The 23741-nt window shown below is 67.6% G+C and carries 27 protein-coding genes; 11 read left to right on the top strand and 16 right to left on the bottom strand.

Going from position 1 to position 23741, the window contains the following annotated elements:
- Nucleotides 1-30: 30 nt before the first annotated feature.
- Entirely contained in the window at nt 31-210 is a 180-nt protein-coding gene (rpmF, locus tag FHR19_RS00490; RefSeq protein WP_184023236.1) for a 50S ribosomal protein L32, read from the bottom strand.
- 201 nt (nt 211-411) lie between these two features.
- Between rpmF and FHR19_RS00485 the strand changes: the two genes are divergently transcribed.
- A complete protein-coding gene (locus tag FHR19_RS00485; protein ID WP_184023234.1) occupies nt 412-846 on the top strand; it encodes an MAPEG family protein in 435 nt (144 codons plus the stop codon).
- Here FHR19_RS00485 and FHR19_RS00480 read toward each other — a convergent pair.
- The 4 genes from FHR19_RS00480 to FHR19_RS00465 all read right to left on the bottom strand — a co-directional run bounded on the left by FHR19_RS00480 (nt 834) and on the right by FHR19_RS00465 (nt 4862).
- Complete coding sequence (locus FHR19_RS00480; protein ID WP_184023232.1) at nt 834-1847, bottom strand: glycosyltransferase family 4 protein; 1014 nt, start codon at nt 1845-1847, stop codon at nt 834-836. The two genes, FHR19_RS00485 and FHR19_RS00480, sit on opposite strands and share 13 nt — an antisense overlap.
- Nucleotides 1844-3427, bottom strand: coding sequence for an alpha-amylase family glycosyl hydrolase (locus tag FHR19_RS00475; protein WP_184023230.1), 1584 nt, complete (start codon nt 3425-3427; stop codon nt 1844-1846). The genes FHR19_RS00480 and FHR19_RS00475 overlap by 4 nt, the downstream gene beginning before the upstream one ends.
- Complete coding sequence (locus tag FHR19_RS00470) at nt 3424-4521, bottom strand: glycoside hydrolase family 130 protein (protein ID WP_184023228.1); 1098 nt, start codon at nt 4519-4521, stop codon at nt 3424-3426. The genes FHR19_RS00475 and FHR19_RS00470 overlap by 4 nt, the downstream gene beginning before the upstream one ends.
- Before the next feature lie 62 nt (nt 4522-4583).
- Nucleotides 4584-4862 (bottom strand): chorismate mutase, encoded by a 279-nt coding sequence (locus FHR19_RS00465; protein WP_184023226.1) that lies wholly within the window; start codon nt 4860-4862, stop codon nt 4584-4586.
- A 100-nt stretch (nt 4863-4962) separates the two neighbouring features.
- Here FHR19_RS00465 and FHR19_RS00460 point away from each other — a divergent pair, with 100 nt between their 5' ends.
- Complete coding sequence (locus FHR19_RS00460) at nt 4963-5976, top strand: polyprenyl synthetase family protein (RefSeq protein WP_184023224.1); 1014 nt, start codon at nt 4963-4965, stop codon at nt 5974-5976.
- A gap of 110 nt (nt 5977-6086) precedes the next feature.
- The gene (locus FHR19_RS00455) at nt 6087-6413 is read left to right on the top strand and encodes a hypothetical protein (RefSeq protein ID WP_184023222.1); all 327 of its coding nucleotides are present in this window, start codon (nt 6087-6089) and stop codon (nt 6411-6413) included.
- 42 nt (nt 6414-6455) lie between these two features.
- Here the strand turns inward: FHR19_RS00455 and FHR19_RS00450 are convergent, their stop codons facing one another.
- Nucleotides 6456-6650 carry a hypothetical protein gene (locus tag FHR19_RS00450; RefSeq protein ID WP_184023220.1) on the bottom strand — a complete coding sequence of 65 codons (195 nt, stop codon included), beginning with the start codon at nt 6648-6650 and terminating at the stop codon, nt 6456-6458.
- Between the two features lie 95 nt (nt 6651-6745).
- Here FHR19_RS00450 and hrpB point away from each other — a divergent pair, with 95 nt between their 5' ends.
- Both hrpB and FHR19_RS00440 read left to right on the top strand, forming a co-directional pair.
- Nucleotides 6746-9190, top strand: a complete 2445-nt coding sequence (gene hrpB / locus FHR19_RS00445) for an ATP-dependent helicase HrpB (RefSeq protein WP_184023218.1) — start codon at nt 6746-6748, stop codon at nt 9188-9190.
- A gap of 10 nt (nt 9191-9200) precedes the next feature.
- On the top strand, nt 9201-9482 hold the full coding sequence (locus FHR19_RS00440) for an ETC complex I subunit (protein ID WP_184023216.1): 282 nt from the start codon (nt 9201-9203) through the stop codon (nt 9480-9482).
- A 56-nt stretch (nt 9483-9538) separates the two neighbouring features.
- On the opposite strand, the gene FHR19_RS00435 is transcribed toward FHR19_RS00440, so the two are convergent.
- Genes FHR19_RS00435 through FHR19_RS00410 form a run of 6 tightly spaced genes read right to left on the bottom strand, consistent with a single transcriptional unit; the run spans nt 9539 to nt 15245 of the window.
- Nucleotides 9539-10453: a ParB/RepB/Spo0J family partition protein gene (locus FHR19_RS00435; protein ID WP_184023214.1), complete on the bottom strand. Its 915-nt coding sequence runs from the start codon at nt 10451-10453 to the stop codon at nt 9539-9541.
- A complete protein-coding gene (locus FHR19_RS00430; RefSeq protein ID WP_184023212.1) occupies nt 10450-11229 on the bottom strand; it encodes a ParA family protein in 780 nt (259 codons plus the stop codon). The genes FHR19_RS00435 and FHR19_RS00430 overlap by 4 nt, the downstream gene beginning before the upstream one ends.
- Nucleotides 11226-11840 carry a 16S rRNA (guanine(527)-N(7))-methyltransferase RsmG gene (rsmG, locus tag FHR19_RS00425; protein WP_184023211.1) on the bottom strand — a complete coding sequence of 205 codons (615 nt, stop codon included), beginning with the start codon at nt 11838-11840 and terminating at the stop codon, nt 11226-11228. The genes FHR19_RS00430 and rsmG overlap by 4 nt, the downstream gene beginning before the upstream one ends.
- Complete coding sequence (mnmG, locus tag FHR19_RS00420) at nt 11837-13669, bottom strand: tRNA uridine-5-carboxymethylaminomethyl(34) synthesis enzyme MnmG (protein ID WP_184023209.1); 1833 nt, start codon at nt 13667-13669, stop codon at nt 11837-11839. Before mnmG ends, rsmG begins: the two co-directional genes overlap by 4 nt.
- Before the next feature lie 56 nt (nt 13670-13725).
- Nucleotides 13726-15006, bottom strand: a complete 1281-nt coding sequence (gene mnmE / locus FHR19_RS00415) for a tRNA uridine-5-carboxymethylaminomethyl(34) synthesis GTPase MnmE (protein WP_184023208.1) — start codon at nt 15004-15006, stop codon at nt 13726-13728.
- Nucleotides 15007-15008: 2 nt separating this feature from the next.
- Entirely contained in the window at nt 15009-15245 is a 237-nt protein-coding gene (locus FHR19_RS00410; protein ID WP_184023207.1) for a DUF6489 family protein, read from the bottom strand.
- An 82-nt stretch (nt 15246-15327) separates the two neighbouring features.
- On the opposite strand from FHR19_RS00410, the gene FHR19_RS00405 reads away from it, so the two are divergent.
- On the top strand, nt 15328-16026 hold the full coding sequence (locus FHR19_RS00405) for a dienelactone hydrolase family protein (RefSeq protein WP_184023205.1): 699 nt from the start codon (nt 15328-15330) through the stop codon (nt 16024-16026).
- A 60-nt stretch (nt 16027-16086) separates the two neighbouring features.
- On the opposite strand, the gene FHR19_RS00400 is transcribed toward FHR19_RS00405, so the two are convergent.
- From FHR19_RS00400 to hemE, 4 genes are all read right to left on the bottom strand, one after another.
- Nucleotides 16087-16815, bottom strand: coding sequence for a TerC family protein (locus FHR19_RS00400; protein WP_184023203.1), 729 nt, complete (start codon nt 16813-16815; stop codon nt 16087-16089).
- Between the two features lie 185 nt (nt 16816-17000).
- On the bottom strand, nt 17001-18257 hold the full coding sequence (rho, locus tag FHR19_RS00395) for a transcription termination factor Rho (protein WP_184023201.1): 1257 nt from the start codon (nt 18255-18257) through the stop codon (nt 17001-17003).
- A 153-nt stretch (nt 18258-18410) separates the two neighbouring features.
- Nucleotides 18411-18866, bottom strand: a complete 456-nt coding sequence (locus tag FHR19_RS00390) for a CopD family protein (RefSeq protein ID WP_184023199.1) — start codon at nt 18864-18866, stop codon at nt 18411-18413.
- Nucleotides 18863-19900 carry a uroporphyrinogen decarboxylase gene (gene hemE / locus FHR19_RS00385; protein ID WP_184023197.1) on the bottom strand — a complete coding sequence of 346 codons (1038 nt, stop codon included), beginning with the start codon at nt 19898-19900 and terminating at the stop codon, nt 18863-18865. Before hemE ends, FHR19_RS00390 begins: the two co-directional genes overlap by 4 nt.
- Before the next feature lie 300 nt (nt 19901-20200).
- Here hemE and FHR19_RS00380 point away from each other — a divergent pair, with 300 nt between their 5' ends.
- The 5 genes from FHR19_RS00380 to dnaQ are packed head-to-tail and all read left to right on the top strand — an operon-like array spanning nt 20201 to nt 23707.
- Nucleotides 20201-21010: a pyruvate, phosphate dikinase/phosphoenolpyruvate synthase regulator gene (locus FHR19_RS00380; RefSeq protein ID WP_184023195.1), complete on the top strand. Its 810-nt coding sequence runs from the start codon at nt 20201-20203 to the stop codon at nt 21008-21010.
- Complete coding sequence (locus FHR19_RS00375) at nt 21007-21603, top strand: Maf family protein (protein WP_184023193.1); 597 nt, start codon at nt 21007-21009, stop codon at nt 21601-21603. Before FHR19_RS00380 ends, FHR19_RS00375 begins: the two co-directional genes overlap by 4 nt.
- Nucleotides 21600-22406: a shikimate dehydrogenase gene (aroE, locus tag FHR19_RS00370; protein WP_184023191.1), complete on the top strand. Its 807-nt coding sequence runs from the start codon at nt 21600-21602 to the stop codon at nt 22404-22406. The genes FHR19_RS00375 and aroE overlap by 4 nt, the downstream gene beginning before the upstream one ends.
- Nucleotides 22403-22996: a dephospho-CoA kinase gene (coaE, locus tag FHR19_RS00365; protein WP_184023189.1), complete on the top strand. Its 594-nt coding sequence runs from the start codon at nt 22403-22405 to the stop codon at nt 22994-22996. The genes aroE and coaE overlap by 4 nt, the downstream gene beginning before the upstream one ends.
- 6 nt (nt 22997-23002) lie before the next feature.
- Nucleotides 23003-23707 carry a DNA polymerase III subunit epsilon gene (gene dnaQ / locus FHR19_RS00360; RefSeq protein ID WP_184023187.1) on the top strand — a complete coding sequence of 235 codons (705 nt, stop codon included), beginning with the start codon at nt 23003-23005 and terminating at the stop codon, nt 23705-23707.
- Nucleotides 23708-23741: the final 34 nt, after the last annotated feature.

The following is a 23741-nucleotide window of genomic DNA, read 5'->3' as shown; positions in this document are numbered from 1 at the left end:
TCGTTCCCTAAAGCTTACGTCGGTGCCCTATCAGGCCTCGATCGCGACGATCTCACGGCCGTTATAATGGCCGCACGACCCGCACAGGATATGGGGACGCTTGAGTTCGCCGCAGTTCGGGCACTCCTGGAACGACTCGACCTTCAGCGCATCGTGCGAACGACGCATGCCGCGCCGCGAGGGCGAGGTCTTTCTCTTGGGAACGGCCATTTCGGCAAACCTTCTTCGTCGTGGATTCGAGGTCGCGATACCCCCCTCGCGCGGAACGGGCAAGCGCGCAAACAGATGCGCGCCCGCACCACCACGTGGCCGGGGCAGGTCGCGAAGCGAGCGTGCGCCTATAGCGATTTCGCCGCGCGTTGCAAGCGTTGCCGCCCGGTGGCACGGTCGGGGCACCTTAGGGGGATCGGTATGGCCTTACCAGTGACGTTGGCGGCGGCGGGGGCGGCGGCGCTCATCAACCTGTGGCTGGCGGTGCGAATCGTGCGCATCCGCCTGGGGCAGAAGATCCTGCACGGCGACGGCGGCGATTCGAAGCTGGCGGCGCGGATGCGCGCGCAGCTCAACTTCGCCGAATATACGCCGATCATCCTCATCCTGATCGCCGCGATCGAGTGGAATGTCGGCAGCTCGATCTGGCTGGCCGGCGCGGCGACACTCTATCTCGCCGGGCGAATCGCCCATCCGATCGGCATGGACGGGTGGCTACCGGCGCGGCAGTTCGGGACGCTCACGACGTTCGGCGTCACTGCCGTGCTCGGGCTGACGGCACTCGCCCTGCCCTTCGTTGCAAAGCCGATCATGGCGACCGACGGGCCGGTGGTGCCCAGCGTCTATCGCGGCTGAGACAGGACGCGTTCGTAAAGCGCGATATAGTCGCCGGCCATCCGCTCGACCGAAAAGCGCGACTCAACCGCGCGGCGACACGCGGCGCGGTCGATCTCCCCGAGTCGCGCGACCGCGTCGATCGCCTCGTCGAGCGACTCGACGAGGAAGCCGGTGACGCCGTCCTCGATCAGCTCGGGCATCGATCCGCGGTTCATCGCGATGACGGGGGTACCGCACGCCATCGCCTCGACCACCGACAGCCCGAACGGTTCGTCGAAGTTGATGAGGTGCAGGAGCGCCGCCGCGCCGCCCAGCGCCGCGATCCGCTCGGCCCCGCCCACCGCGCCGGGATGGCGGATGCGATCCGACAGGCGGCTCGCCACCTCGCGCTCGTAATAGGCGGCGTCCTGGACGATGCCGTATATCGACAGGCGGCGGCCGGTCGCCTCCGCCACCGCGATCGCCTCGCCCGCGCCCTTGTCGGGATGCATCCGGCCGAAGAAGAGAAGGTCGTCGCTGCCCCTCGGATCGAACGCGAAGTCCTCCACCGGGATGCCGTGATGGATCGTCGCGGCATAGCGGAGCGCCGGGTGCCGGTCGGCATCGCTGATCGCGACATAATGCACGCGGTTCTGATAGGGTGCGTACATCGGCAGGATGCGGTCCGACGAGAAGCCGTGGATCGTCGTAACCATCGGCGTGTCGACGAGGTTGGCAAAGGCGTGCGCCGGAAAATCGGCCTGGTTGTGGATGAGGTCGAAGTCGCCCGCCCGCTCGAACACATGCGCCAGGTGGCGGTGCTCCCAAACCTTGGCATCGACCGAGGGGTCCTCGCTGTAAGGCGCGGGCACGACCGCGTCGAGTCGCGCGGCGGTTAGCGAATCGGCGGTGGCGAACAGCGTCACGTCGACGCCCTTGGCGACCAACGCCTCGGTCAACAGGCTCGTCACCAGCTCCCACGGGCCGTAATGGCGCGGCGGGGTGCGCCACGCGATCGGCGCGATCATCGCGATCTTCATGTCAGGATCACCCCCTCGTCGCCCATCAGGATCAGTGCGCCATGCTCGAAACCGGGCAGGCCGCCGAGCGTGCTGAGCCGCGGGGTCAAGCCGCGCGCCCAGTCGGGCAGCGGCAGGCGCGCGGGCTCTGCGGTGAGGTTGAGCGCGACGAGGACGCGCGTGTCGCCCTCGCGCCGTTCATAAGCGAGCACGGCATCGTCGGCGTAGACGGGATGCCACTCGCCGGTCGCCAGCGCCGGGGTCGCACGGCGCAGCGCGATCAGATCGCGGTGGAGCGTCCAGGTCGAGCCGGCATCGCCGCGCTCGGCCGCGACGTTGCGCGCGCGCCAGTCGGGATGGAGCGGCAACCACGGCTCGCCCGCGGTGAAGCCGCCGCAGTCGCTCTCGTCCCACGCCATCGGCGTACGGACGGGATCGCGGCCCAGGCCCTTGCCCGGTTCGCGACGCTCGCGCGGGTCGGCGACCTTGTCCGCGGGGATCGCCACGTCGGCAATACCGATCTCGTCGCCATAATAGATGGTCGGCGTACCGCGCAGCGTCAGGTTGAGCATCGCTGCGACGCGCGCCTGTGCCTCGCCGAACCGCGTCGCCGCGCGCGGGCGGTCGTGGTTGCCGAGCACCCAGTTGGGCCAGCCGTTCTCGGGCAATGCCAGCTCGTATGCCTCGATCAACGTCGCCAGCGCACGCGCGTTCCAGGGCGCACCGATGAGCTGGAAGTTGAAGGGCAGATGCACGCCCGGCGCCTCGACCGAGCCGTAATAGGTCATCAGCTTTTCGACGGGGAGGTAGATCTCGCCGATCAGCAGGCGGTCCCCGTACGAATCGGCGATCGCGCGCATCTCCGCGGCGATGCCATGCACTTCGGGCTGGTCGGTCGAGTGGAGCTGAAGCACGCGCCACATCTCGCCCATCCCCTCGGCAAAGTCGGGGTTCACCGGATTGTCGGGGAAGTCGGCGTGCTTGACCATGTGCCACAGCACGTCGATGCGGAACCCGTCGACGCCGCGCTCGAACCAGAAGCGCAGCACATCCATCATCGCGGCGCGGAGGTCCGGGTTGCGCCAGTTGAGGTCGGGCTGTTCCTTGAGGAAGGCGTGGCTGAAATATTGGCCGGTCGCCTCGTCATATTCCCACGCCGGGCCGCCGAAATCGCTGATCCAGTTGTTGGGCGGCCCGCCATCGGCGCCAGGATCGCGCCAGATATACCAGTCGCGCTTGGGATTATCGCGCGAGGACCGGCTCTCGACGAACCAGGGATGCCGGTCGGAGCTGTGATTCGGCACGAAATCGAGCAGCACCTTGAGGCCGAGGCCGTGCGCGCGCTCCAGCAGCAAATCGAAATCCCCGAGCGTCCCGAATCGCGGATCGATCCCGCAGTAATCGGCCACGTCGTAGCCGAAGTCCGCCATCGGCGACGGAAAGATCGGCGAGATCCAGATCGCGTCGACACCCAGCTCGACGAAATAGGGCAGCCGCGCGGTAATGCCAGGCAGGTCGCCGATCCCGTCCCCATTCGAATCCTGAAACGAGCGCGGGTAGATTTGATAGAGGACGGCGCCATGCCACCAGGGGCGGCTCACGCGAACCAGCCCCTGTCGATCCGGGTCAGGCGACAGGCGAGATCGGCCTCCCCGCTCGCCACGAGATAATGGTCACCGGCATCGACGATCCCCGTCGTGAACACCACGCTGTCGAGATATTTGAGCGAATCGAGATGTCGGGTCAGGTGCGGCGCAGGCTCGATCAGCGGATCATGCTCGGTCGCGACGGTGATCGAGGGATCGTCGCGGTCGAGGATCGACCAATATGTGCGATAGATGCCGACCTCCGCCCCCGGTTCTACCCCGTGCCACAGCGTCAACCAGCCGCGGTCGGTCAGGATCGGCGGCGTCCCCCCACCCATCCGCGCGGTCGAGACGGTAGCGGCATGGGGCCGGAGGCCCGGCTTGTCATAAGGCTTCCAGTGGAGAAGGTCGGGCGAGGTGGCGAGGTTGATCGCCGGCCCCGCGCGCCATTCGCTGCCCGGCGGATAGGCGAACCAGGTTTCGCCAAGCGGGCGGGTCTGAGCCCAATAGCGACCGCCCGACTGCCCCTCGAACACCAGCATGTCCTTGTTCTGATGGTCGAGGACGATCCCCTCCAGCGTCCAGTCCACCCCGTCGCGCGAGCGGTGGAGCGTGGTGCAGAGCCGCTCGGGACTGACCGAACAGGTCGTCATCACCCATTCGTCGCCCACTCGGCTAATACGCGGGTCCTCGACGCCGTACGCCTGATAGCCGGCGGCGGGGACAATCGCGCGCTCGTAATACACCGCCTCCACCCGCTCGCCATCGGGCGACAGTTCCACCGGGAGCAGCCAGGACAGCGAGGTGAGCGCGAGCGGCCGCCACGGATCGCCGGTGATCTTCAGGATGCGCGGGTCGCTGGCGTCGACCCGATCGGCGGGCCATTCGTCGACGAGATAGCGACCGTCCTCCCAGCGCAGCGACCGCGTGCCGGCATCGACCAGCCCCTCGGCCACGCGCACCATCATCAGCAGGTTACCCGATGGAAGCCGCGTGAAGCCCGGATTGAACGCGCCGAGCACGAACGTCTCCGCCTCGCATTTCCCGCGCAGCGGCGACCGGGCGAGGTCTACGTCGCCGGGTTCGAAGATCAGGAAATCGTCGCGCATTGGCCCTCCGCTCGCTCGGCCAACAGACGATGCGAGGGGGGCGGTGGTTCCCTTGCTTCGCCCTACCCCCGCAGCCGCTCGTGGTGGCGGATCACCTCGTCGATGATGAAGCGCAGGAACGCCTCGGAGAACTCGGGGTCGAGATCGGCCTCGGCCGCCAGCCGGCGCAGGCGGGCGATCTGCGCTTCCTCGCGGCCCGGATCGGCTGGGGGCAGGCCCTGCTCGGCCTTGTAGCGGCCCACTGCCTGCGTCACCTTGAACCGCTCGGCGAGGAGGCAGACGAGCGCCATGTCGATATTGTCGATGCTCTGGCGATAGCGTCCCAGCGTCTCGTCGGTCATGCCGGCCCCTTCCCTTACGGTCCGGCGGGGTGATGGCCTTTGGTCACGAAGGGCGCAAGCGACTTGCGTTTGTCATGGTGAAAGGCCAAGTCGCAGGGCAATGAATGCTTCCGTGCATCGCCTGGGGTCGCGCCCGCCCGCCTCGCTCGATCCCATGGTCGCGGTGACGGCGCATGACATGAACTGCGTCAACACGGTCATCCTCGACCGGATGCAGTCCGACATTCCGCTGATTCCCAAGCTCGCCGGTCACCTGATCGCGGGCGGGGGCAAGCGGATGCGGCCGATGCTGACGCTCGCGAGCGCCAGCCTGCTCGGCTATGGCGGCACCCGCCACCACCGGCTCGCCGCCGCGGTCGAGTTCATCCACACCGCGACGCTACTCCACGACGACGTTGTCGACGGCAGCGACCTTCGCCGCGGCAAGCGCACTGCGAACATCATCTGGGGCAACCCGGCCAGCGTCCTGGTGGGCGATTTCCTGTTCAGCCGCAGCTTCGAGCTGATGGTCGAGGACGGCAGCCTCAAGGTGCTCAAGATCCTGTCGAATGCCAGCGCGGTGATCGCGGAGGGCGAGGTCAATCAGCTGACCGCCATCCGCCGCCTCGACCTGTCCGAAGAGCGCTATCTCGAGATCATCGGCGCCAAGACCGCCGCGCTGTTCGCCGCCGCGTGCCGCATCGCCGCGGTGGTGGCCGAACGACCCGAGGGTGAGGAAGCCGCACTCGATTCCTATGGCCGCAACCTCGGCATCGCGTTCCAGCTGGTCGACGACGCGATCGACTATGTCAGCGACGCGGGCACGATGGGCAAGGACGCCGGCGACGACTTCCGCGAGGGCAAGATGACGCTGCCCGTCATCCTCGCCTATGCCCGCGGCGATGCCGAAGCGCGCGCCTTCTGGCTGCGCGCGATCCGCGAGGGCGAGAATGGCGAGGCGATGCTGGCCGAGGCGGTGCAGCGGATGCGCGATACGCGCGCGGTCGACGATACGATGGCGCGCGCGCGCCATTACGGCCAGCGCGCGATCGACGCGATCGGCCCCTTCGCCAGCGGCGCGGCGAAAGATGCGATGATCGAGGCAGTCGAGTTCGCGGTCGCCCGCGCCTATTGATCCCGCGCGGCAGGTTCATGCCGAACAACCTCAGGTGAACGGCGGGGTCGGAACCCGTTCAGGCGCGGCGATTATAGTCATCTCCAGAAGCCTTCGCTGAGGAGAGTAAGATGCGTATCTTCGCCATTGCCGCGGCACTTGCGGCCACGATCGTTCCCGCTGCCGCTGCCACTGCGGCACCCGCGCCCGCCGCCACCGCGATCACTGCGGCCTCCACGCTTGCCTTTGCGCATCCCGGCCAGCGCTGGCGCGGCGACCGTTGGGACCGCCGCGACTGGAATCGCGGTCGCGGTCATTGGCGCGACCATCGCCGCAACTGGCGTGACGACCGCCGCGCCCGCCGCCATTGGCGCGAGGCGCGCCGCGATTGGCGCTATGACCGCCGCGGCTACAACCGGGGCTATTATGATCGCGGCTATTACAACCGCGGTTGGTAATCGTTGAAGGAAGGGGCGGCTCGAAAGGGCCGCCCCTTTCGCTTATTCGTCCTCGTCGATGCCGAGAGCGTCCTCTTCGTCGCTGTTCAGCTGCTGGTCGACCGCTTCGGCGATCAGGTCGAGCTGCTCGAACGTGGCGGTGAGCTCCATCGTCTCGCCATCCTCGTCCTCGATCATGAGAAGGTAGCCGTCGCCGGTCGGGCTGATCGCGAGGCTTGCCAGTGCCTTTGCTGCCATTTTCCAATCTCCAACACGCGCGGCGGGGGCGTCCGCGCGAGGGTGGCATACGCACGAATTGTGGCTTGGCTCCCTCCCCTGTATCGCCCGGTGCGATGAGTGCCCTGCCGATCCACGCCGTATTGCCGCAGCTGCTCGCCGCGCTACGCGAGACGAGCGCGGCGGTGCTGGTGGCGCCGCCGGGTGCGGGGAAGACGACGGCGGTCGCCCCTGCGCTGCTGAGCCAGACATGGTGTGCGGGCGAAATCCTGCTCCTGTCCCCCCGCCGCATCGCGGCCCGCGCCGCGGCCGAGCGGATGGCCGCACTGGCGGGTGAGCCGGTTGGGCGCACCTATGGCTATGCCACCCGGCTGGATACCAAGCGGTCGGCGGCGACGCGCGTGACGGTGATGACCGAGGGGATATTCGTCGCGCGTATCCAGGCCGATCCCGAACTGGCGGGCGTGTCGGCGGTGCTGTTCGACGAAGTGCACGAACGCAGCCTCGACAGCGATTTCGGTTTGGCGCTCGCGCTCGATGCGCAGGCGGCGCTGCGGCCCGACCTGCGCATCGTCGCGATGTCGGCGACGCTGGACGGCGCGCGGTTCGCCGCGTTGATGGACGGCGCGCCAGTGATCGAGAGTGAAGGCCGTAGCCATCCGCTCGAGCTTGTTCATCTCGGTCGCGACGGCAACGGGCGGATAGAGGATGCCATGACGTCGGTGATCCGCCAAGCGATGCGCGAGCGTCAGGGCGGCCTCCTCGCCTTCCTGCCCGGCGTGGCCGAGATCGAGCGGGTGGCCGAACGGCTGGGCGAGCCCGAGGGGGTGCGCGTCCACAGGCTGCACGGCAACGTCGATCCCGCGCGCCAGCGCGCGGCGATCGCGGCCGAGCCTGACGGACAACGCAAGCTCGTCCTCGCCACCTCGATCGCCGAGACGTCGTTGACGCTCGATTCGATCCGCATCGTCGTGGATTCGGGGCTGGCCCGCCGCCCCCGCTACGACCGGGCGGCGGGGATGACGCGGCTCGTTACCGAACGCGCGAGCCAGGCGTCGGCGGCGCAGCGGGCCGGGCGCGCCGCGCGGCAGGGGCCGGGCACCGCCTATCGCCTTTGGGAAGCCGCCGCGACCGCGGGCATGCCGCGGTTCGACCCGCCCGAGATGCTCGAGGCTGACCTGTCGGCGCTCGTCCTCGACTGCGCGATCTGGGGCGTCGCCGACCCGCGCGAGCTCAAATGGATCGACCCGCCGCCCGTCGCCGCGGTCGAGGAGGCGCGGGCACGGCTGAAGCGCCTCGATGCGCTCGATGAGGGCGGCCGGCCGACCGCGCATGGCCGGCGGATCGCCCGGCTGCCGCTCCCCCCCCGCCTTGCCCATATGCTGGTGCGCGCGGGAGAACTGGGGCTAGCCAACACCGCGGCGGAGATTGCGGTGCTGCTCGGCGAGCGGGGCCTTGGCGGCAACGATCCCGATCTCGAAATGCGCCTACGCCGCTGGCGGACCGAGCGCGGCCAGCGGGCAGAGGCAGCACGGCGGATAGCGGGACGCTGGGCTGGCCTCGTTGCGGGCGCGGGTGCCCAAGGATTCGACCACCCGGTCGCCGCGTGCATCGCCCTCGCCTATCCCGACCGCATCGCCCGCCGCCGCGACCCCGCGGGCGAACGCTGGGCGAGTGTCGGCGGGCGCGGCTTCATCCTCGATCCCGCGTCGAGCCTCGCCGGGGCCGAGTGGCTGGCGGTGGCCGAAACCCAAGGGTCTGCGGCTGGCGCACGCATTCTGTCAGCGGCACCCTTCGACGCCGCCGCCGTGGAGGCGCTGTTTGCGGATCGGATCGAAACGCGGCGCGAGGTGCGCTTTGATCCCGCGACGGGCGGCGTCGTGGCGGAGCGGACGCGACGGCTCGGCGCGATCACACTGTCGCGGGGCCCCGACTCGGGCGCATCCACCGACGCGATCGAGGCGGCATTGGTCGAGGGTGTCCGCCGGTATGGCCTATCGCTCCTGCCGTGGGATGCGGGCGCTGCGGCCCTTAGGGCACGCGCTGCCTATGCCGGCCATCCGCTGGACGATGCCGTGCTGATCGAGCGGCTCGACGACTGGCTGCCGGCGCTGGTTGCCGGCAAGCGACGGCTCGACGCGATCGCGCCGGGCGCGCTGAGCGAGGCGCTGCGCGGCGTGCTCGGCTGGGACGCAATGCGCGAGATCGACCAGATCGCTCCGGCCCGGTTCGAAAGCCCCGCCGGGTCGAGCCATGCGATCGACTATGCGGCAGAGGGTGGCCCGCGCGTCGAGCTGCGCGTACAGGCGCTCTATGGCCTGGCGGCGCATCCGGTCATCGGGCGCGACCGCGTGCCGCTGGTCCTCAGCCTTACTTCCCCCGCCGGGCGGCCGATCCAGACGACGCGCGACCTGCCCGGTTTCTGGGCCGGCAGCTGGCAAGCGGTGGCGAAGGAGATGCGCGGTCGTTATCCCCGCCACCCCTGGCCCGACGACCCCGCCGCCGCCGATCCGACGCTACGGACCAAAAATGCGGATGCGCGTCGGCGCAAATCGGATTAGGAAGCCGCTCATGCCAACTGCACGCATCTATCAGCAGCCCAAGAGCGCCATGTCGTCGGGCAAAGCACTGACGCATCGCTGGGTTCTCGAGTTCGAACCGTCCGACGCCAAGCGCGCCGATCCACTGACAGGCTGGGCGGGCTCGGGCGACACGCGCGAGCAGGTGAAGCTGCGATTTCCAACCGCCGAAGCGGCGCAAGCCTATGCCACGCGCGAGGGTATCGAGGCGCATGTGGTCCCCGCCCCCGTCCGCAAGCTCAAGCTTCAGGCCTACGCCGACAATTTCCGCTAAGCCGCGGGTAGCGTCACCGCAGCTGACGGGCCATCAGGTGCCGCGCTCAGGCGGCGTCAGATCACCTCGCCGGACAGCCGCTGACAGACCATGTCGAGCTGATCGAGCGTTGAGTAAGCGATTGTCAGCGTGCCGCCGCCCTCGCCGAAACTGATGCGCACGTTGAGGCCCAGCACGTCGCCGATCTGACGCTCGAGCGCGGCGATGTCCGCGTTTTCGGAGGGCGCCGCCGGCCCTGCCTCACGCCGCTCACGCCCCGTGCCGCCCGCAGGCGCGCCGCCACGGGCCAGCTTCTCCGTATCGCGCACCGACAGGCCGCGCTCGACCACCCGTTCGGCCAGCGTCTCGGGATCGGGCGCATTGATGATCGCGCGAGCGTGCCCCATGCTGAGCGCACCATCGATAACCATCTTTTGCACATTGATCGGAAGATCGAGCAATCTCAACAGGTTGGCGACATGGCTGCGCGACTTGCCGACGAGCTTGCCCAGCGCCTCCTGCGTGTGGCCGAACTCCTGGATCAGCTTCGAATAGGTGTCGGCCTCTTCGATCGCGTTGAGGTCCTGGCGCTGGATATTCTCGACCAGCGCGATTTCGAGCGTCTCGGCGTCGTCCAGATCGCGGACGATGACGGGGACCTCGTGCAGCCGCGCCCGCTGGGCCGCGCGCCAGCGCCGCTCGCCCGCGACGATCTGATAATCCTTGCCATGCGGGCGCACGACGATCGGCTGGATGATGCCCCGCTGCGCGATCGACTGGGCAAGCTCTTCGAGCGCGCCTTCGTCAAAATGACGGCGCGGCTGCCCCGGATGCGGCGCGAGCGAACTGACGGGCAGCATCCGCACGCTCGAACCGACCGCAGGCAGGCCCTCCTCGGTCGGTACCGTACGGGGGGCGGCGTCGCCGAGCAGCGCGGACAAGCCGCGGCCCAGCCCGCCTGGACGCGGTTTGCGGGCGACGGGATCGCTCATGCCGCTTTCGCCAGTCGCGGCAGGCGGCCGATCACTTCGCGGGCAAGCGCGATATAGGCCTGCGACCCGGCGCAGCGATGGTCGTAGATCAGCGCGGGCACGCCATGGCTGGGCGCCTCCGACAGCCGGACGTTGCGCGGAATCACCGTGTCGAACACGACGCGGCCGAGCACCGCGCGCACGTCATCGGAAACCTGATCTGTCAGCCGGTTGCGCCGGTCGTACATCGTCAGCACGACGCCCAGGATCGACAAGCCAGGATTGAAGCGCTCGCGGATCCGCTCGACCGTCGTGAGCAACTGGCTGAGCCCCTCGAGCGCAAAGAACTCGCATTGCAGCGGGACGAGCAGCGCATGGCTCGCCACCATCGCGTTGATCGTCAGCAGGCCGAGCGACGGGGGACAGTCGATCAGCACGACGTCCCACCGCTTGCTTCCGCGCTCGATCGCCTGATCGAGGCGATGCGTGCGCGCCTCGAACTCGATCAATTCGATCTCCGCACCGGACAGATCTTGCGTCGCGGGAACGATATCGAGGTTCGGCACCCGCGTCGGGATTGCGGCGTCGTCCACTGTCATATCGCCAAGCAGCAGATCGTAGCTCGACCGCTCGCGTTCGTTGCGGCCGATGCCGAGACCCGTAGACGCATTTCCCTGCGGATCGAGGTCGATGAGCAGCACGCGCTGGCCGGTCGCCGCCAACGCGGTGCCGACGTTGATGGCGCTGGTGGTCTTGCCTACCCCGCCCTTTTGATTGGCGACGGTTACGATGATCATCGGCGCCTCACATTCCGCGCAACCACGATCGAGGAATCGGTGGCGGTCAAACTGGGTTCCACGTGGAACACTCCATGCCATGCATGTCGAGCATCGGCCAGTTCGCTTTGCGCCGAACGCCCTTTGGGCAACAACCAAAGCGTGGATAAGTCGCTGAAACCAGCTGCGTCCATCAGCAACATGTCGAGCGATGCGACCGCGCGCGCCGAGACAATCGCTGCAGGCGCGCGCTGACATCGAGCGGCAGACGTACAAAGGACTTCCGCATCGAGTTCCAACGCCTGCACGACTCGATCGAGGAAGTCGGCACGGCGACGCCGCGGCTCGATCATCACGACATGGCGAGATTGGAGGATCGCCGCAACGATACCGGGCAGGCCCGCGCCGGTCCCAATATCGATCCACTCGCCATCGCCAGCATCTCGCCCAAGCGGCACGAGCTGCGCCGAGTCGAGCAGGTGGCGAGTCCAGAGCTGGTCCATCGTCGACCGTGCGATCAAATTCTGTCGTTCGCTCTCCTCGATCAACAGCACGCCATAGGCCTCCAGCCGCTTGACTGCCGCTTCTCCAAAGCGCTCCTCGATCCAGGTACGGGCCTCGACCTCAGTCATGCCGCGCGCTTCCGGACGTGGAGGAGGATCGCGGTCAGCGCCGCCGGGGTGACTCCGCGAACGCGTGATGCCGTCGCAAGCGTGTCGGGTCGCGCCGCCGACAATCGCTCGACCATTTCATTCGAGAGGCCGGGGATCGCTTTGTAGTCGATTGACGACGCGAGCCGGATCTTTGCATCACCGAGCGCGGCGACTTCGCTCGCTTGGCGATCGAGATAGGGCGCGTAGCGTGCGTCCTCGACCGCCTCGGCAAGGATGGCCGGGTCGACATGACTGTCCGGCACCACCTGTTCCGCGGTGACTTGTGCGAAGCGCAGCCATTCGGTGAGCGAGCGGCGCACCCCGTCCTGCGTCACGTCGGCTCCCATCAGGCGCATCTCGTGCGGCGTGCGCGTCTGACTCAATTCGCGGTCGATCTCGGTGCGGGCTTCTTGCCGTACCCGCAGCCGTTCGAGACGCGCGAGTGAAAGGCATCCAGCCGCGGCGGCAACCGGGGACAGGCGCGTCTCCGCATTGTTGGCGCGAAGATGCAGGCGGTACTCTGCGCGCGCGGTGAGCATGCGATACGGTTCTGTCACGCCCTGTAGCGTCAGGTCGTCGATCATGACGCCGATATAGCTGCTCTGCCGTTCGAACGGCACCGGCGCGAGATCGCACGCATACGCCGCCGCGTTCAGACCGGCCACCAGCCCCTGTGCGGCCGCTTCCTCATAGCCGGTCGTGCCATTGATCTGACCGGCCATATACAAACCTGGCATCGCATCCAGCGCCAACGAATGATCGAGCGCGCGCGGATCGATATAATCATATTCGACCGCATAGCCCGGCGTGACGATCCGGGCCCGTTCCAGCCCCTCAATGCTGGCGATCAACCCCGCCTGCACATCGACCGGCAACGACGTCGAAATCCCGTTGGGATAGACCAACGGATCATCCAGTCCTTCGGGCTCAAGGAACACCTGATGCCCGTCGCGATCGGCGAAGCGGTGGATCTTGTCCTCGATCGACGGGCAATAGCGTGGCCCCTGCCCGCCGATCGCGCCAGAGAACAGCGGTGACCGATCGAGGGAGGCGGCAATGATGCCGTGCGTTTGCGGATTCGTCCGTGTCACGGCGCAGGCAAGCTGTGGGAGCAGACGACGCCCGGTCATCGGCGACATGGTCCACGGCTCGTCGTCGCTCGGCTGCGTCGAGAGCCGCGCCCAGTCGATCGTCCGGCCATCGAGCCGCGGCGGCGTGCCGGTCTTCAGCCGCGCCATCGGCAGCGAAAGTGCGCGGAGCTGTTCGCACAGCCGGCTCGCGGCCCGCTCCCCTACGCGTCCCCCGGCCTCCCGATCTTCGCCACGGAAGATACGACCGCCCAGAAACGTACCCGTCGCCAGCACGACCGCGCGAGCCGACAGGACCGTACCATCGGCAAGCGCGACACCCGCGATCCTGCCACCGGTACCGAGAACGAGCGCGGAAGCCTCGCCGCTGACGATCGACAGATTGGCTTCGGCTTCGAGCATTCCCTGAATCGCGGCCGCGTAACGACGCCGGTCGGCCTGAACGCGCGGACCCTGAACAGCGGTCCCCTTGCTGCGGTTAAGCATCCGATAGTGGATCGCCGCGGCGTCGGCCGCGCGGGCGATCAGCCCATCAAACGCGTCGACTTCGCGAACAAGATGCCCTTTGCCCAAACCCCCGATGGCAGGATTACAGGACATCGCCCCGATCGTTGCCGGGTCGAAGCTGACCAACGCCGTGCGGGCACCGCGCCGTGCCGATGCGGCAGCGGCCTCGGTGCCGGCGTGGCCCCCGCCGATCACGATCACGTCGAATTGCATGAGGTTGCCGTAAGCCGCTCTTCGACTGCGGTCAAAACGTTCCACGTGGAACACAGCTATTTGCCAATACAAAAGCGTCCGAAGAGTTGGTCGAGCATAGCCTCGGTCCCGGCAGCACCGGTGATCTGGTCAAGTGCGTACCGCGCAGCCCGCAACTGCTCCGCAATTAGAAGCAACTCCTGCTCCTGGCGGGCAGCAACGACCGCGCCCCTTGCGCGGTTTAGAAGCGCATGCTGGCGCTCGTTCAGCGCGCTTCCGTCTTCTGGCGGCAAGCGGCCGGCGATCTGCGCATGAACAATGGACCAAAGGCACTCCAGCCCCTCGCCGGTCAGCCCGGACACGCCAACCGCCTCGGCAGGCGGCGCCGGGCGATCGGGCCGATCGAGCTGCGCCGCTACCCTGACGGCATCGGCGCGCGGCAAGGGCGCCGAATCCTCCAGCCAAAGAACCACGTCGGCCTGTGCCATGGCATCACGGGCACGCTCGACCCCGATCATTTCGATCGGATCGTCGCTGGCGCTGACGAGACCGGCGGTATCGGTAAGGACGAACGGGATCCCCCTGTGCGCGACCGACACTTCGATCCGGTCGCGTGTCGTTCCCGCGATCGGTGACACAATTGCAGCGTCGCGCCCCGCCAGGGCATTGAGCAACGTAGACTTGCCGGCATTCGGCCTACCCGCCAGCACGATGCGAAAGCCCCGGTTGAGCATCTCGACACGGGGGCGTGCCAGCCAGCCCCGTATTCGGTTCTCGAGCGCGTGTAGTCTCGATTGCAGCGCATCTCGATCGAACGCTCCGCCATCATCCTCGTCGGCGAAGTCCAATGCCAACTCGACGTCAGCAGCGGCCATCAGCACCTCACGCTGCAACGCGTCGATGTTGCGGCGCAGCAAGCCTTCGGTACCCAGTACGGCCATCCTCGCCTGCGCGTCGGTCTGCGCGGCGAGCAGATCGCCAAGCGCTTCGACCTGTGCCAGGTCGAGCCGCCCATTGAGCAGCGCGCGGCGGGTAAAGCCGCCGGGTTCGGCACGGACGACTCCCGGTTGCGCGAGCAGCGCATTCTCGACGGCCCGCACGACCGCAAGGCCGCCATGTACATGAAATTCGACGAGATCTTCGCCCGTGGCGCTGTCGGGTCCGGGAAAGACCAGTGTCAGCGCCCGATCGATCAGCCGACCGTCATGACGCAGCGCACGAAGCCCGGCTCGGCGCGGTTCGGGTAGCGGGAAGGCTACGGCGGTGGCGGCGGCAATCGCCTGCGGACCGCTCAGCCGGATCACGCCGATCGCCGCGGGCGGCGGCCCGCTCGACAGCGCGACGATCGTGTCGCCCATGCTCAGTCGCGCGAGCCCTTGGCCGAGATATCGAACATCTGCCGCCAGAAGGTCATCCCCGCCTCCCCCATCGGTGCCCAACTCTTCATCATCGATTCGATCAGTTCGGGGCTCGCACCCTTCTCCATCGTTTCCTGGATCATCGCGACATAGCGTTCGTGGACAGGGGTGAAGTCGGGCAGGCCCATCGCCCGGCGCGCTTCCTCCGGCGTGCAGTCGACCTCGACATTGATTTTCATGGACCGACCCCCGACTTGCCGCGAACCCGATCACGATAGGCGCGTTCAGCCCGCGCACGCAACCGAGAGGAAGATGACACCCATGAGCGAAATCGAGATCGAGACGCTGGACGGCGACGGCCGCTTCAAGGCCTATGTCGCCAAGCCCGAGAGCAGCCCCCGCGCCGCGATCGTGGTGATCCAGGAGATTTTCGGCGTCAATCGCGGCATCCGTCAGAAGTGCGACCACCTCGCCGCCGACGGGTATCTCGCGATCGCGCCGGACCTGTTCTGGCGGATCGAGCCGGGGATCGAGCTCGACCCTGATGTCGAGGCGGAAATGAACCAGGCGCTCGGCCTGATGGGCAAGTTCGACCAGGATCAGGGGATCAAGGATATCGAGGCGACAATCCGCGCCGCGCGCACGCACCTGCCCGAAGGCGGCAAGGTCGGCGTCGTCGGCTACTGCCTGGGCGGACGGCTCGCCTACATGACCGCGGCGCGGACCGATGTGGATGCGTCGGTCGGCTATTACGCGGTCGGGATCGACGGGCTGCTGGGTGAGAAGGACGCGATCGCCAATCCGCTGATGCTGCACATCGCCGGCGACGACGGCTTCGTCGACAAGGAGACGCAGGCGAAGATGCACGAGGGGCTGGACCACCACCCCAAGGTGACGCTGCACGACTATCCAGGCGAGGATCACGGCTTCGCCACCGAAGTCGGCAATCGCCGCTCGCCGCAGGCGGCGGACGAGGCCGATGCGCGCACGCGCGGGTTCTTCGCCAAGAACCTCGGCTGACACGAAAAAGGGGGAGCGGTCGCCCGCTCCCCCCCTATTTCGCTTCAGAAGCCCGTCAGGTCACATGAACAGGCTGGCAAGGCCAAGCGTCTCGGGCGTCCCCACCCAGCCCTCGTAGATCATCTTGAGCGCCACCACGACGATGATCGCCAGGCCCACATAGGCGATCCAGCGATAGCGATCGATAAGTCGGGCGATGAAGTTGGCGGCGAGGCCCATCAGCGCGACCGACAGGAGCAGGCCGACGACTAGGATGCCCGGATGTTCGCGCGCTGCACCCGCGACGGCAAGGACGTTGTCGAGGCTCATCGACACATCGGCGACCGCCACCGACCAGGCGGCGCCGGCAAAGCTCTTCGACGAATTGAGGCCCGAGCGTTCGTCGCCGACGATCTCATCCGACCCCTCGCTATGCGCGCCACTCCGGATCTCGCGCCAGAACTTCCAGCTCACCCAGAGCAGCAGGAGCCCGCCCGCAAAGATCAGGCCGACGATCCCCATCAGCCAGGTGACGATCAGCGCGAACGCGATGCGCAGGACGAGCGCAGCGCCGATGCCGATCAGGATGACCTTCTTGCGCTGGTCGGCGGGCAGTCCCGCGGCGAGCGCGCCGACGACGATCGCATTGTCGCCGGCAAGGACGAGGTCGATCATCAGCACCGATCCGAACGCGGCGAGTGCCGCCGGTTCGGTAATGTCGCTGAAATCGGCGAGGATGTGCTGCCAGATATCGGCAGGCGATCCGATCCCGCCGGTCGCGGCGGCGGCACTATAGAGAAGCTCGAGCATGGGCCGGTCCTAGACAGGAAAACGGCGCGGACAAGAGGCCCGCGCCGTTATTCGTTCCAATGCCCGAAGGCGGTGTTTGTTTCGGTCCCGATGCGGGCAAAGCCCGCATCGTCGAACGGGACTATGTCCCGCCGGCCGGATCGGCGCGTCTCGGGTGCAGCGACGCTGCGCCCGTGCGCGCTCGATCAGGAATTCATCGAGTCGAAAAAATCCTCGTTGGTCTTCGAATCCTTCATCTTGTCGAGCAGGAACTCCATCGAATCGATGGTGCCCATCTGCATGAGGATGCGGCGCAGCACCCACATCTTCGACAGGATCGGCTTTTCGACCAGCAGCTCTTCCTTGCGGGTGCCCGACTTGCCGACATCCATCGCCGGGAAGATGCGCTTGTCGGCGACCTTGCGATCAAGGACGATTTCCGAGTTACCGGTGCCCTTGAACTCCTCGAAGATCACCTCGTCCATGCGGCTGCCGGTGTCGATCAGCGCGGTCGCGATGATCGACAGCGAACCGCCCTCCTCGATATTGCGCGCCGCGCCGAAGAAGCGCTTGGGGCGCTGGAGCGCGTTGGCATCGACGCCGCCGGTCAGCACCTTGCCCGACGACGGGACGACGGTGTTGTAGGCGCGGCCGAGGCGGGTGATGGAGTCGAGCAGGATGACGACATCCTTCTTGTGCTCGACCAGGCGCTTGGCCTTTTCGATCACCATCTCCGCGACCTGGACGTGGCGCTGTGCGGGTTCGTCGAAGGTCGAGCTGACGACCTCGCCCTTCACGCTGCGCTGCATGTCGGTGACTTCCTCGGGCCGCTCGTCGATGAGCAGGACGATGAGGAACACTTCCGGGTGGTTGTCGGTGATCGCCTTGGCGATGTTCTGGAGCATCACCGTCTTGCCGACGCGCGGCGGGGCGACGATCAGCGTGCGCTGGCCCTTGCCCTGCGGGCTGACGATGTCGATGACGCGCGCCGACTTGTCCTTCTGCGTCGGATCGAAGGGATCGAGCTTCAGCTTCTGCTCGGGATAGAGCGGCGTCAGGTTGTCGAAATTGACGCGGTGGCGGACCGCATCGGGATCGTCGAAATTGACGCTGATGAGCTTGGTGAGCGCGAAATAGCGTTCGCCGTCCTTCGGCCCTCGGACTTCGCCCTCGACGGTGTCGCCGGTGCGCAGGCCAAACTTACGAACCTGATTGGGCGAGATGTAGATGTCGTCGGGACCGGCGAGATAATTCGCCTCGGGGCTGCGCAGGAAGCCAAAGCCGTCGGGCAGCACCTCGATCGTGCCGAGGCCCATGATCTGCTCGCCATTCTCGGCCTGAACCTTGAGGATGGCGAACATCAGGTCCTGCTTGCGCATCGTCGACGCGCCTTCGACGCCCAGTGCCTCGGCCATCTCGACCAGTTCGGCGGGCGCTTTCTTCTTCAAGTCCTTGAGGTGCATTGGGGTCGTCCGGTGCGGGCGTTGGGAGGGTGGCGTCGTGCGGCTCAGCGGATGCGCCGGCGTCGATGCTGGAGGGAGGACGTGCAAAAGGATGCCAAGACGGCAACGCAACACGTCGTCGGCAACTAAGCGCGTGCGCTCCTCAAGTCAACGTCAGAACGGCTTCACCTCAGCCAGGATGACGATCAGGATCGCCCCGAGCGCCGGCACCTCGTTGACCAGCCGCAGCGTCCGCGGCGCGAGCGTCGGCCGGCCGGCGGCGAGCTTCTTCGCATAGCCCACCGCCCAGCCATGATAGCCCGACAGCAGGATCACCAAGAGCAGCTTGGCATGGAGCCAGCCGAGCCCCGGCTGCCCGTCCAGCAGCCCCAGATTCACCGCCAGCATGAGGCCCAGCACCCACACGATCACCAGCGACGGGGTGAGGATCATCCGGCGCAGCAGCGCCTCGCGCTTGATCCAGCGCTCCGGCTCGCCGGGGATCGGCAGCCCCTCCTGATGATGGACGAGGTAGCGCGGCAGCATGAACAGCCCCGCCATCCAGAAGATGACGAAGATGACGTGCACCGCCTTTACCCACAGATAGGCGCTGCCGAGCCAGCCGGTCATCCCCGCACCCGCGCGATCAGTGCCTCGACATGCGCGATCGGCGTGTCGGGCAGGATGCCGTGGCCGAGGTTGAAGACATGCGGCCGCCCCTCGAACGCCGCGAGGATGCGGTCGACCGCACGCGCGAGCGTGTCGCCGCCGGCGATCAGCGCGAGTGGGTCGAGATTGCCCTGTACCGGCATATCGGCCGGCAGCGCACGCGCGGCCCATTCGGGGGCAATCGTCTCGTCCACGCCGACCGCGTCGATGCCGACCTGCTCGGCATAGTCGGCAAGCTTGGCACCCGCCCCCTTCGGAAAGCCAATGATGACCAGGTTCGGGCAGCGCGCGCGCAGGCCCGCGACGATCGCCTTGTTGGGCGCGATCACCCAGCGCTCGAACTGTTCGGGGCTAAGGCTGCCCGACCAGCTGTCGAACAGCTGCACCGCCTCGACCCCCGCCTCGTGCTGCTTCGCGAGATAGTCGATCGTCGTGGCGACGATGCGATCGACCAGCCGCTGCATCGCCTCCGGATCGCGGTACGCGAGGCGGCGGGCGGCGTCCTGGGTCCGGCTCCCCTGCCCCGCGATCATGTACGTGGCGACCGTCCAGGGCGATCCTGCGAAGCCCAGCATCGTCACGCCGTCCGGCAGCACCGCGACGATCCGACGCACCGCGGCATAGACGGGGTCGAGCGTGTCGGGTGCCCCCGGCTGCAACGCGTCGATCGCGGCGGCATCGGCCAGCGGCGGGGCAAGCCGCGGGCCTTCGCCGGTCTCGAACCAGAGCTGTTGGCCGAGCGCCATCGGAACGGTGAGGATGTCGGAAAAGAGGATCGCCCCGTCGAACCCGAACCGGCGGATCGGCTGGAGCGTGATCTCGCACGCCGCCTCCGGGTCCATCGCCATCGCCAGGAAGCCACCCTTCTCCTCACGCAGCGCGCGATATTCGGGAAGGTATCGCCCGGCCTGTCGCATGAGCCACATCGGCGGGACGGACTGGCGCTCACCCTTGAGCGTGGCGAGGAGCGGCTTGAACGTGTCGGAACGGCGCAATCGGGGTCCCTTCAAACAAATAAGAAGAATCTAAGATGGATGTTGAAAGAGGATGGCGCGTGGGTAGCGTGGCTTAGATCGCGGTGCCGGAAATGCCAACAGCTTGACCCTTTCGGCCCCGCAGAACCCCGCGGATTCGGAAAGCGCGTCCACATTATCCACAGGCTGGGGATGGAACCATGCGCACGGGCAGGAAATGTGGACGGGTTGGGGACGGATGGGGTGGTTGTCCACGCCTTGGCGGCGCCGCGAAGTTGCGCTAGCGCCTCTCCCCATGTTGTCCACAGATCGGTCCAGCCGGTGAACCGCCTGCACCTTCACCTCCTGTCTGACTCGACCGGAGAGACGCTGGAGAACATCGCCAAGGCGGCGCTGGCCCAGTACGACGATGTCGAGACGCTGCGGCACTTCTGGCCGATGGTGCGGTCCGAGGCGCATCTGGAGCGCATCCTTCAGGAGATCGCGCAGAATCCCGGCCTCGTCCTGTTCACGCTGGTCAATCCCGACGTGCGCCGGACGCTGGAGGCGCGGTGCCGGGCGATGGGGCTGCCCGCGGTGGCGCCGCTCGACGGGGTGAACGCGGCGCTGTCGGGGCTGCTGGGGCAGGCGGCAAAGGCGCGGCCGGGGCGGCAGCACATGCTCGACGCGGCCTATTTCGCGCGCGTCGATGCGATCCAGTTCACGATCGCGCACGACGACGGGCTCAATTGGGAGAATTGGGAGGAGGCGGAGATCCTGCTGGCGGGCGTCAGCCGATCGTCGAAGACGCCGACCTCGATCTATCTCGCAAACCGCGGCTACAAGGTCGCGAACATCCCGATCGTCGTCGAGAGCCCGCCGCCCGACAAGCTCTTCAACCTCAAGAACCCGATGGTCGTCGGCCTGACGACCAGCGCCGACCGGTTGATCCAGGTCCGCCGCAATCGCCTGCTCAGCCTCAACCAGGCGCCCGAGACCCCCTATGTCGATCAGGAAGCGGTCTCGCGCGAGGTAGCCTATGCCCGGCGGATGTTCGCCGACAATGGCTGGCCGGTGATCGACGTCACCCGCCGCTCGATCGAGGAGACGGCGGCAGCGGTCATCACCCTCTATCAGGAGCGGAGCAAGTGAGGCTCACGCTCGCCTCGCAAAGCGCCAGCCGCCGCGCGATGCTCACCGACGCCGGCGTGCCCCACGAAGCGGTGGCGGCACTGGTGGACGAGGATGCGGCCAAGGCGACGTTCGCGGCACAGGGGCTGAGCGCGCGCGACACCGCCGATGCGCTGGCGGAGCTCAAGGCATCGAAGGTCGCCGCACTCGGCGCACCCGGCCTGATCCTCGGCTGCGATTCCATCGTCGCCCTTCACGACGGCCGCCTGCTCGACAAGCCGGTGAGCCGCAAAGATGCCGCCGAGCACCTGACCGCCATGTCGGGCCAGGTCCACGACCTGTGGAGCGCCGCAGTCATCGTCGAGGGGACGCGGCCGGTCTGGCGGCATGTCGAGCGCGCGCGGATGCATGTCCGCCCGCTCTCGCCCGCCTTCATCGACGCGTATCTCGATGCCGAATGGCCGGCGATCGCGGGCTGCGTCGGCTGCTACCGGATCGAGGGGCCGGGGGTGCAACTGTTCAGCCGGATCGAGGGAAGCCATTTCACGATCCTCGGCCTGCCGCTCCTTCCCCTTATCGGTTATCTGCGCACGCGCGGGGTGTTGACGTCATGACTTATGCCGAAGTGATCGGCGATCCGATCGTGCATTCCAAGTCGCCGGTAATTCACGGCTTCTGGCTGGAGGCGCTGGGGATCGAGGCCGAGTATCGCGCGACGCGCGTCGAGGCGGATGGGCTCGCCACCTTCTTCGCCGCGCGTGCCGCCGATTCCGGCTGGCGCGGCTGCAACGTGACGATCCCGCACAAGGAAGCCGCGCTCGATCACGTCCCCGACCCTGGCGACGTGCGCGGGTCGATCGGCGCGATCAACACCGTGTTCCGCGGCGACGACGGCAAGCTCATCGGCACTAACACCGATGCGGCGGGCTTCTACGCGCCGCTTGCCGACACCGATCTGGCGGGCGGTCATGCCGTCGTTATCGGGGCGGGCGGCGCGGCGCGCGCGATCCTGTTCGCGCTGTCGCGGATGGGGATCGGGGCGGTGACGCTGATGGCGCGCAATCCGCTGAAAGGTGCCGGCCTGCTCGCCAAGTTCGGGCTGAAGGGCGACGTGGTCGATTTCGCCACACCGCTGCCGCCGGTCGATCTGGTCGTCAACGCCAGCCCGCTCGGCATGACCGGGCAGCCGCCGCTGGTCCTCGACCTCGACGATCTGCCCGAGCACGCGATCGTCTACGACATCGTCTACGCCCCGCTCGAAACCCCGCTGCTGGCCGCGGCGCGGGCGCGTGAGCTGGCGACGATCGACGGATTGGAGATGCTGATCGGCCAGGCGGCGGCGGCTTTCGGGTTGTTCTTCGGCGCCGAGCCCCCGCGCGATCGCGACGACGAGCTGCGCGCGCGCCTGACCGCATGATGAGGCTGGGCCTGACCGGCTCGATCGGCATGGGCAAGTCGACCGTCGCGGCGATGTTCCGCGAGGCGGGCGTGCCGGTTTTCGACGCCGATGCCGAGGTGCATCGGCTGCAAGGCCCCGGCGGTGCGCTGCTCCCCGAGATCGAGGCGGCGTTTCCCGGTACCACCGGCCCCGCGGGCCTCAACCGCGCGGCGCTGCGGCAGGCGGTATTCGGCGACGACGGCGCGCTTGCCCGGCTGGAGGGGATCGTCCACCCCGCCGTCGCCGCCGCGCGCGAGGCGTTTCTGGCGGCCCATGCCGACGCCCCCCTCGTTGTCCTCGACGTGCCGCTGCTGTTCGAAAAGGCCGGGTGGCGCGGCGTCGATCGCATCGCCGTCGTCTCCGCCCCGCCCGAGGTGCAGCGTGCCCGCGTCCTCGCCCGCCCCGGCATGACCGAAGCGGCTTTCGCGGCGATCCTTTCGCGCCAAATGCCCGATGCGGAAAAGCGCGCGCGAGCCGATCACGTCATCCCGACCGGCGACAGCCTCGATGAGACGCGCGCCGCCGTTCGCGACCTCATCGCTTGCCTCGCTTCGTCGCAGGGTCGATAAGGGGGCATGCGTGAAATCGTCTTCGACACCGAAACGACGGGACTGAGCTTCCCCGGCGGCGACCGCCTCGTCGAGATCGGCTGCGTCGAACTGGTCAACCGGGTCGAGACCGGCCGCGTCTTCCACGTCTATCTCAATCCCGAACGCTCGATGCCGGCCGAGGCGCAGGCGGTGCACGGCCTGTCCGACGCGTTCCTTTCCGACAAGAAGCGGTTCCACGAGGAGTGCGAGGCGTTCCTCGAGTTCATCGCCGATGCGCCGCTGATCGCGCACAATGCCGGCTTCGACTTCGCGTTCATCAACGGCGAGCTCGGCAAATGCGGCCGCCCGCTGGTCTGCACGTCGCGCATGGTCGACACGCTCGCCATCGCGCGGCAGCGGTTGCCGGGGGCCAAGCACACGCTCGACGCGCTCTGCTCCCGCTTCGGCATCGACCGCAGCCGCCGCGTGCTCCACGGCGCGCTGCTCGACGCGCAGTTGTTGGCGCAGGTCTATGTCGAGCTGTCGGGCGGGCGGCAGATCGGCCTCGGCCTGGTCGCCGAGCCGGTTGCGGCGGTGTCGCCGGTCGCGGCGGGTGCCCCGACCGCCGCGAATGTCCGCGCGCCGCGACTCTTTTCCGCCACGCCATCGGAACTTGAGCGCCACGCAGCCTTTGTTGCGGGCCTCAAGGACCCGCTCTGGGGCCAAGCCGATCCCGTCGCCGCGGGCTGAAAGGTCCGCGGCGCCCAACAAGAAGGAGAAAGAA

Origin of the sequence: Sphingomonas yantingensis, from assembly GCF_014199325.1 — a bacterium.
GTDB lineage: Bacteria > Pseudomonadota > Alphaproteobacteria > Sphingomonadales > Sphingomonadaceae > Sphingomonas > Sphingomonas yantingensis.
This window is presented reverse-complemented; position numbering and strand designations above follow the sequence as displayed.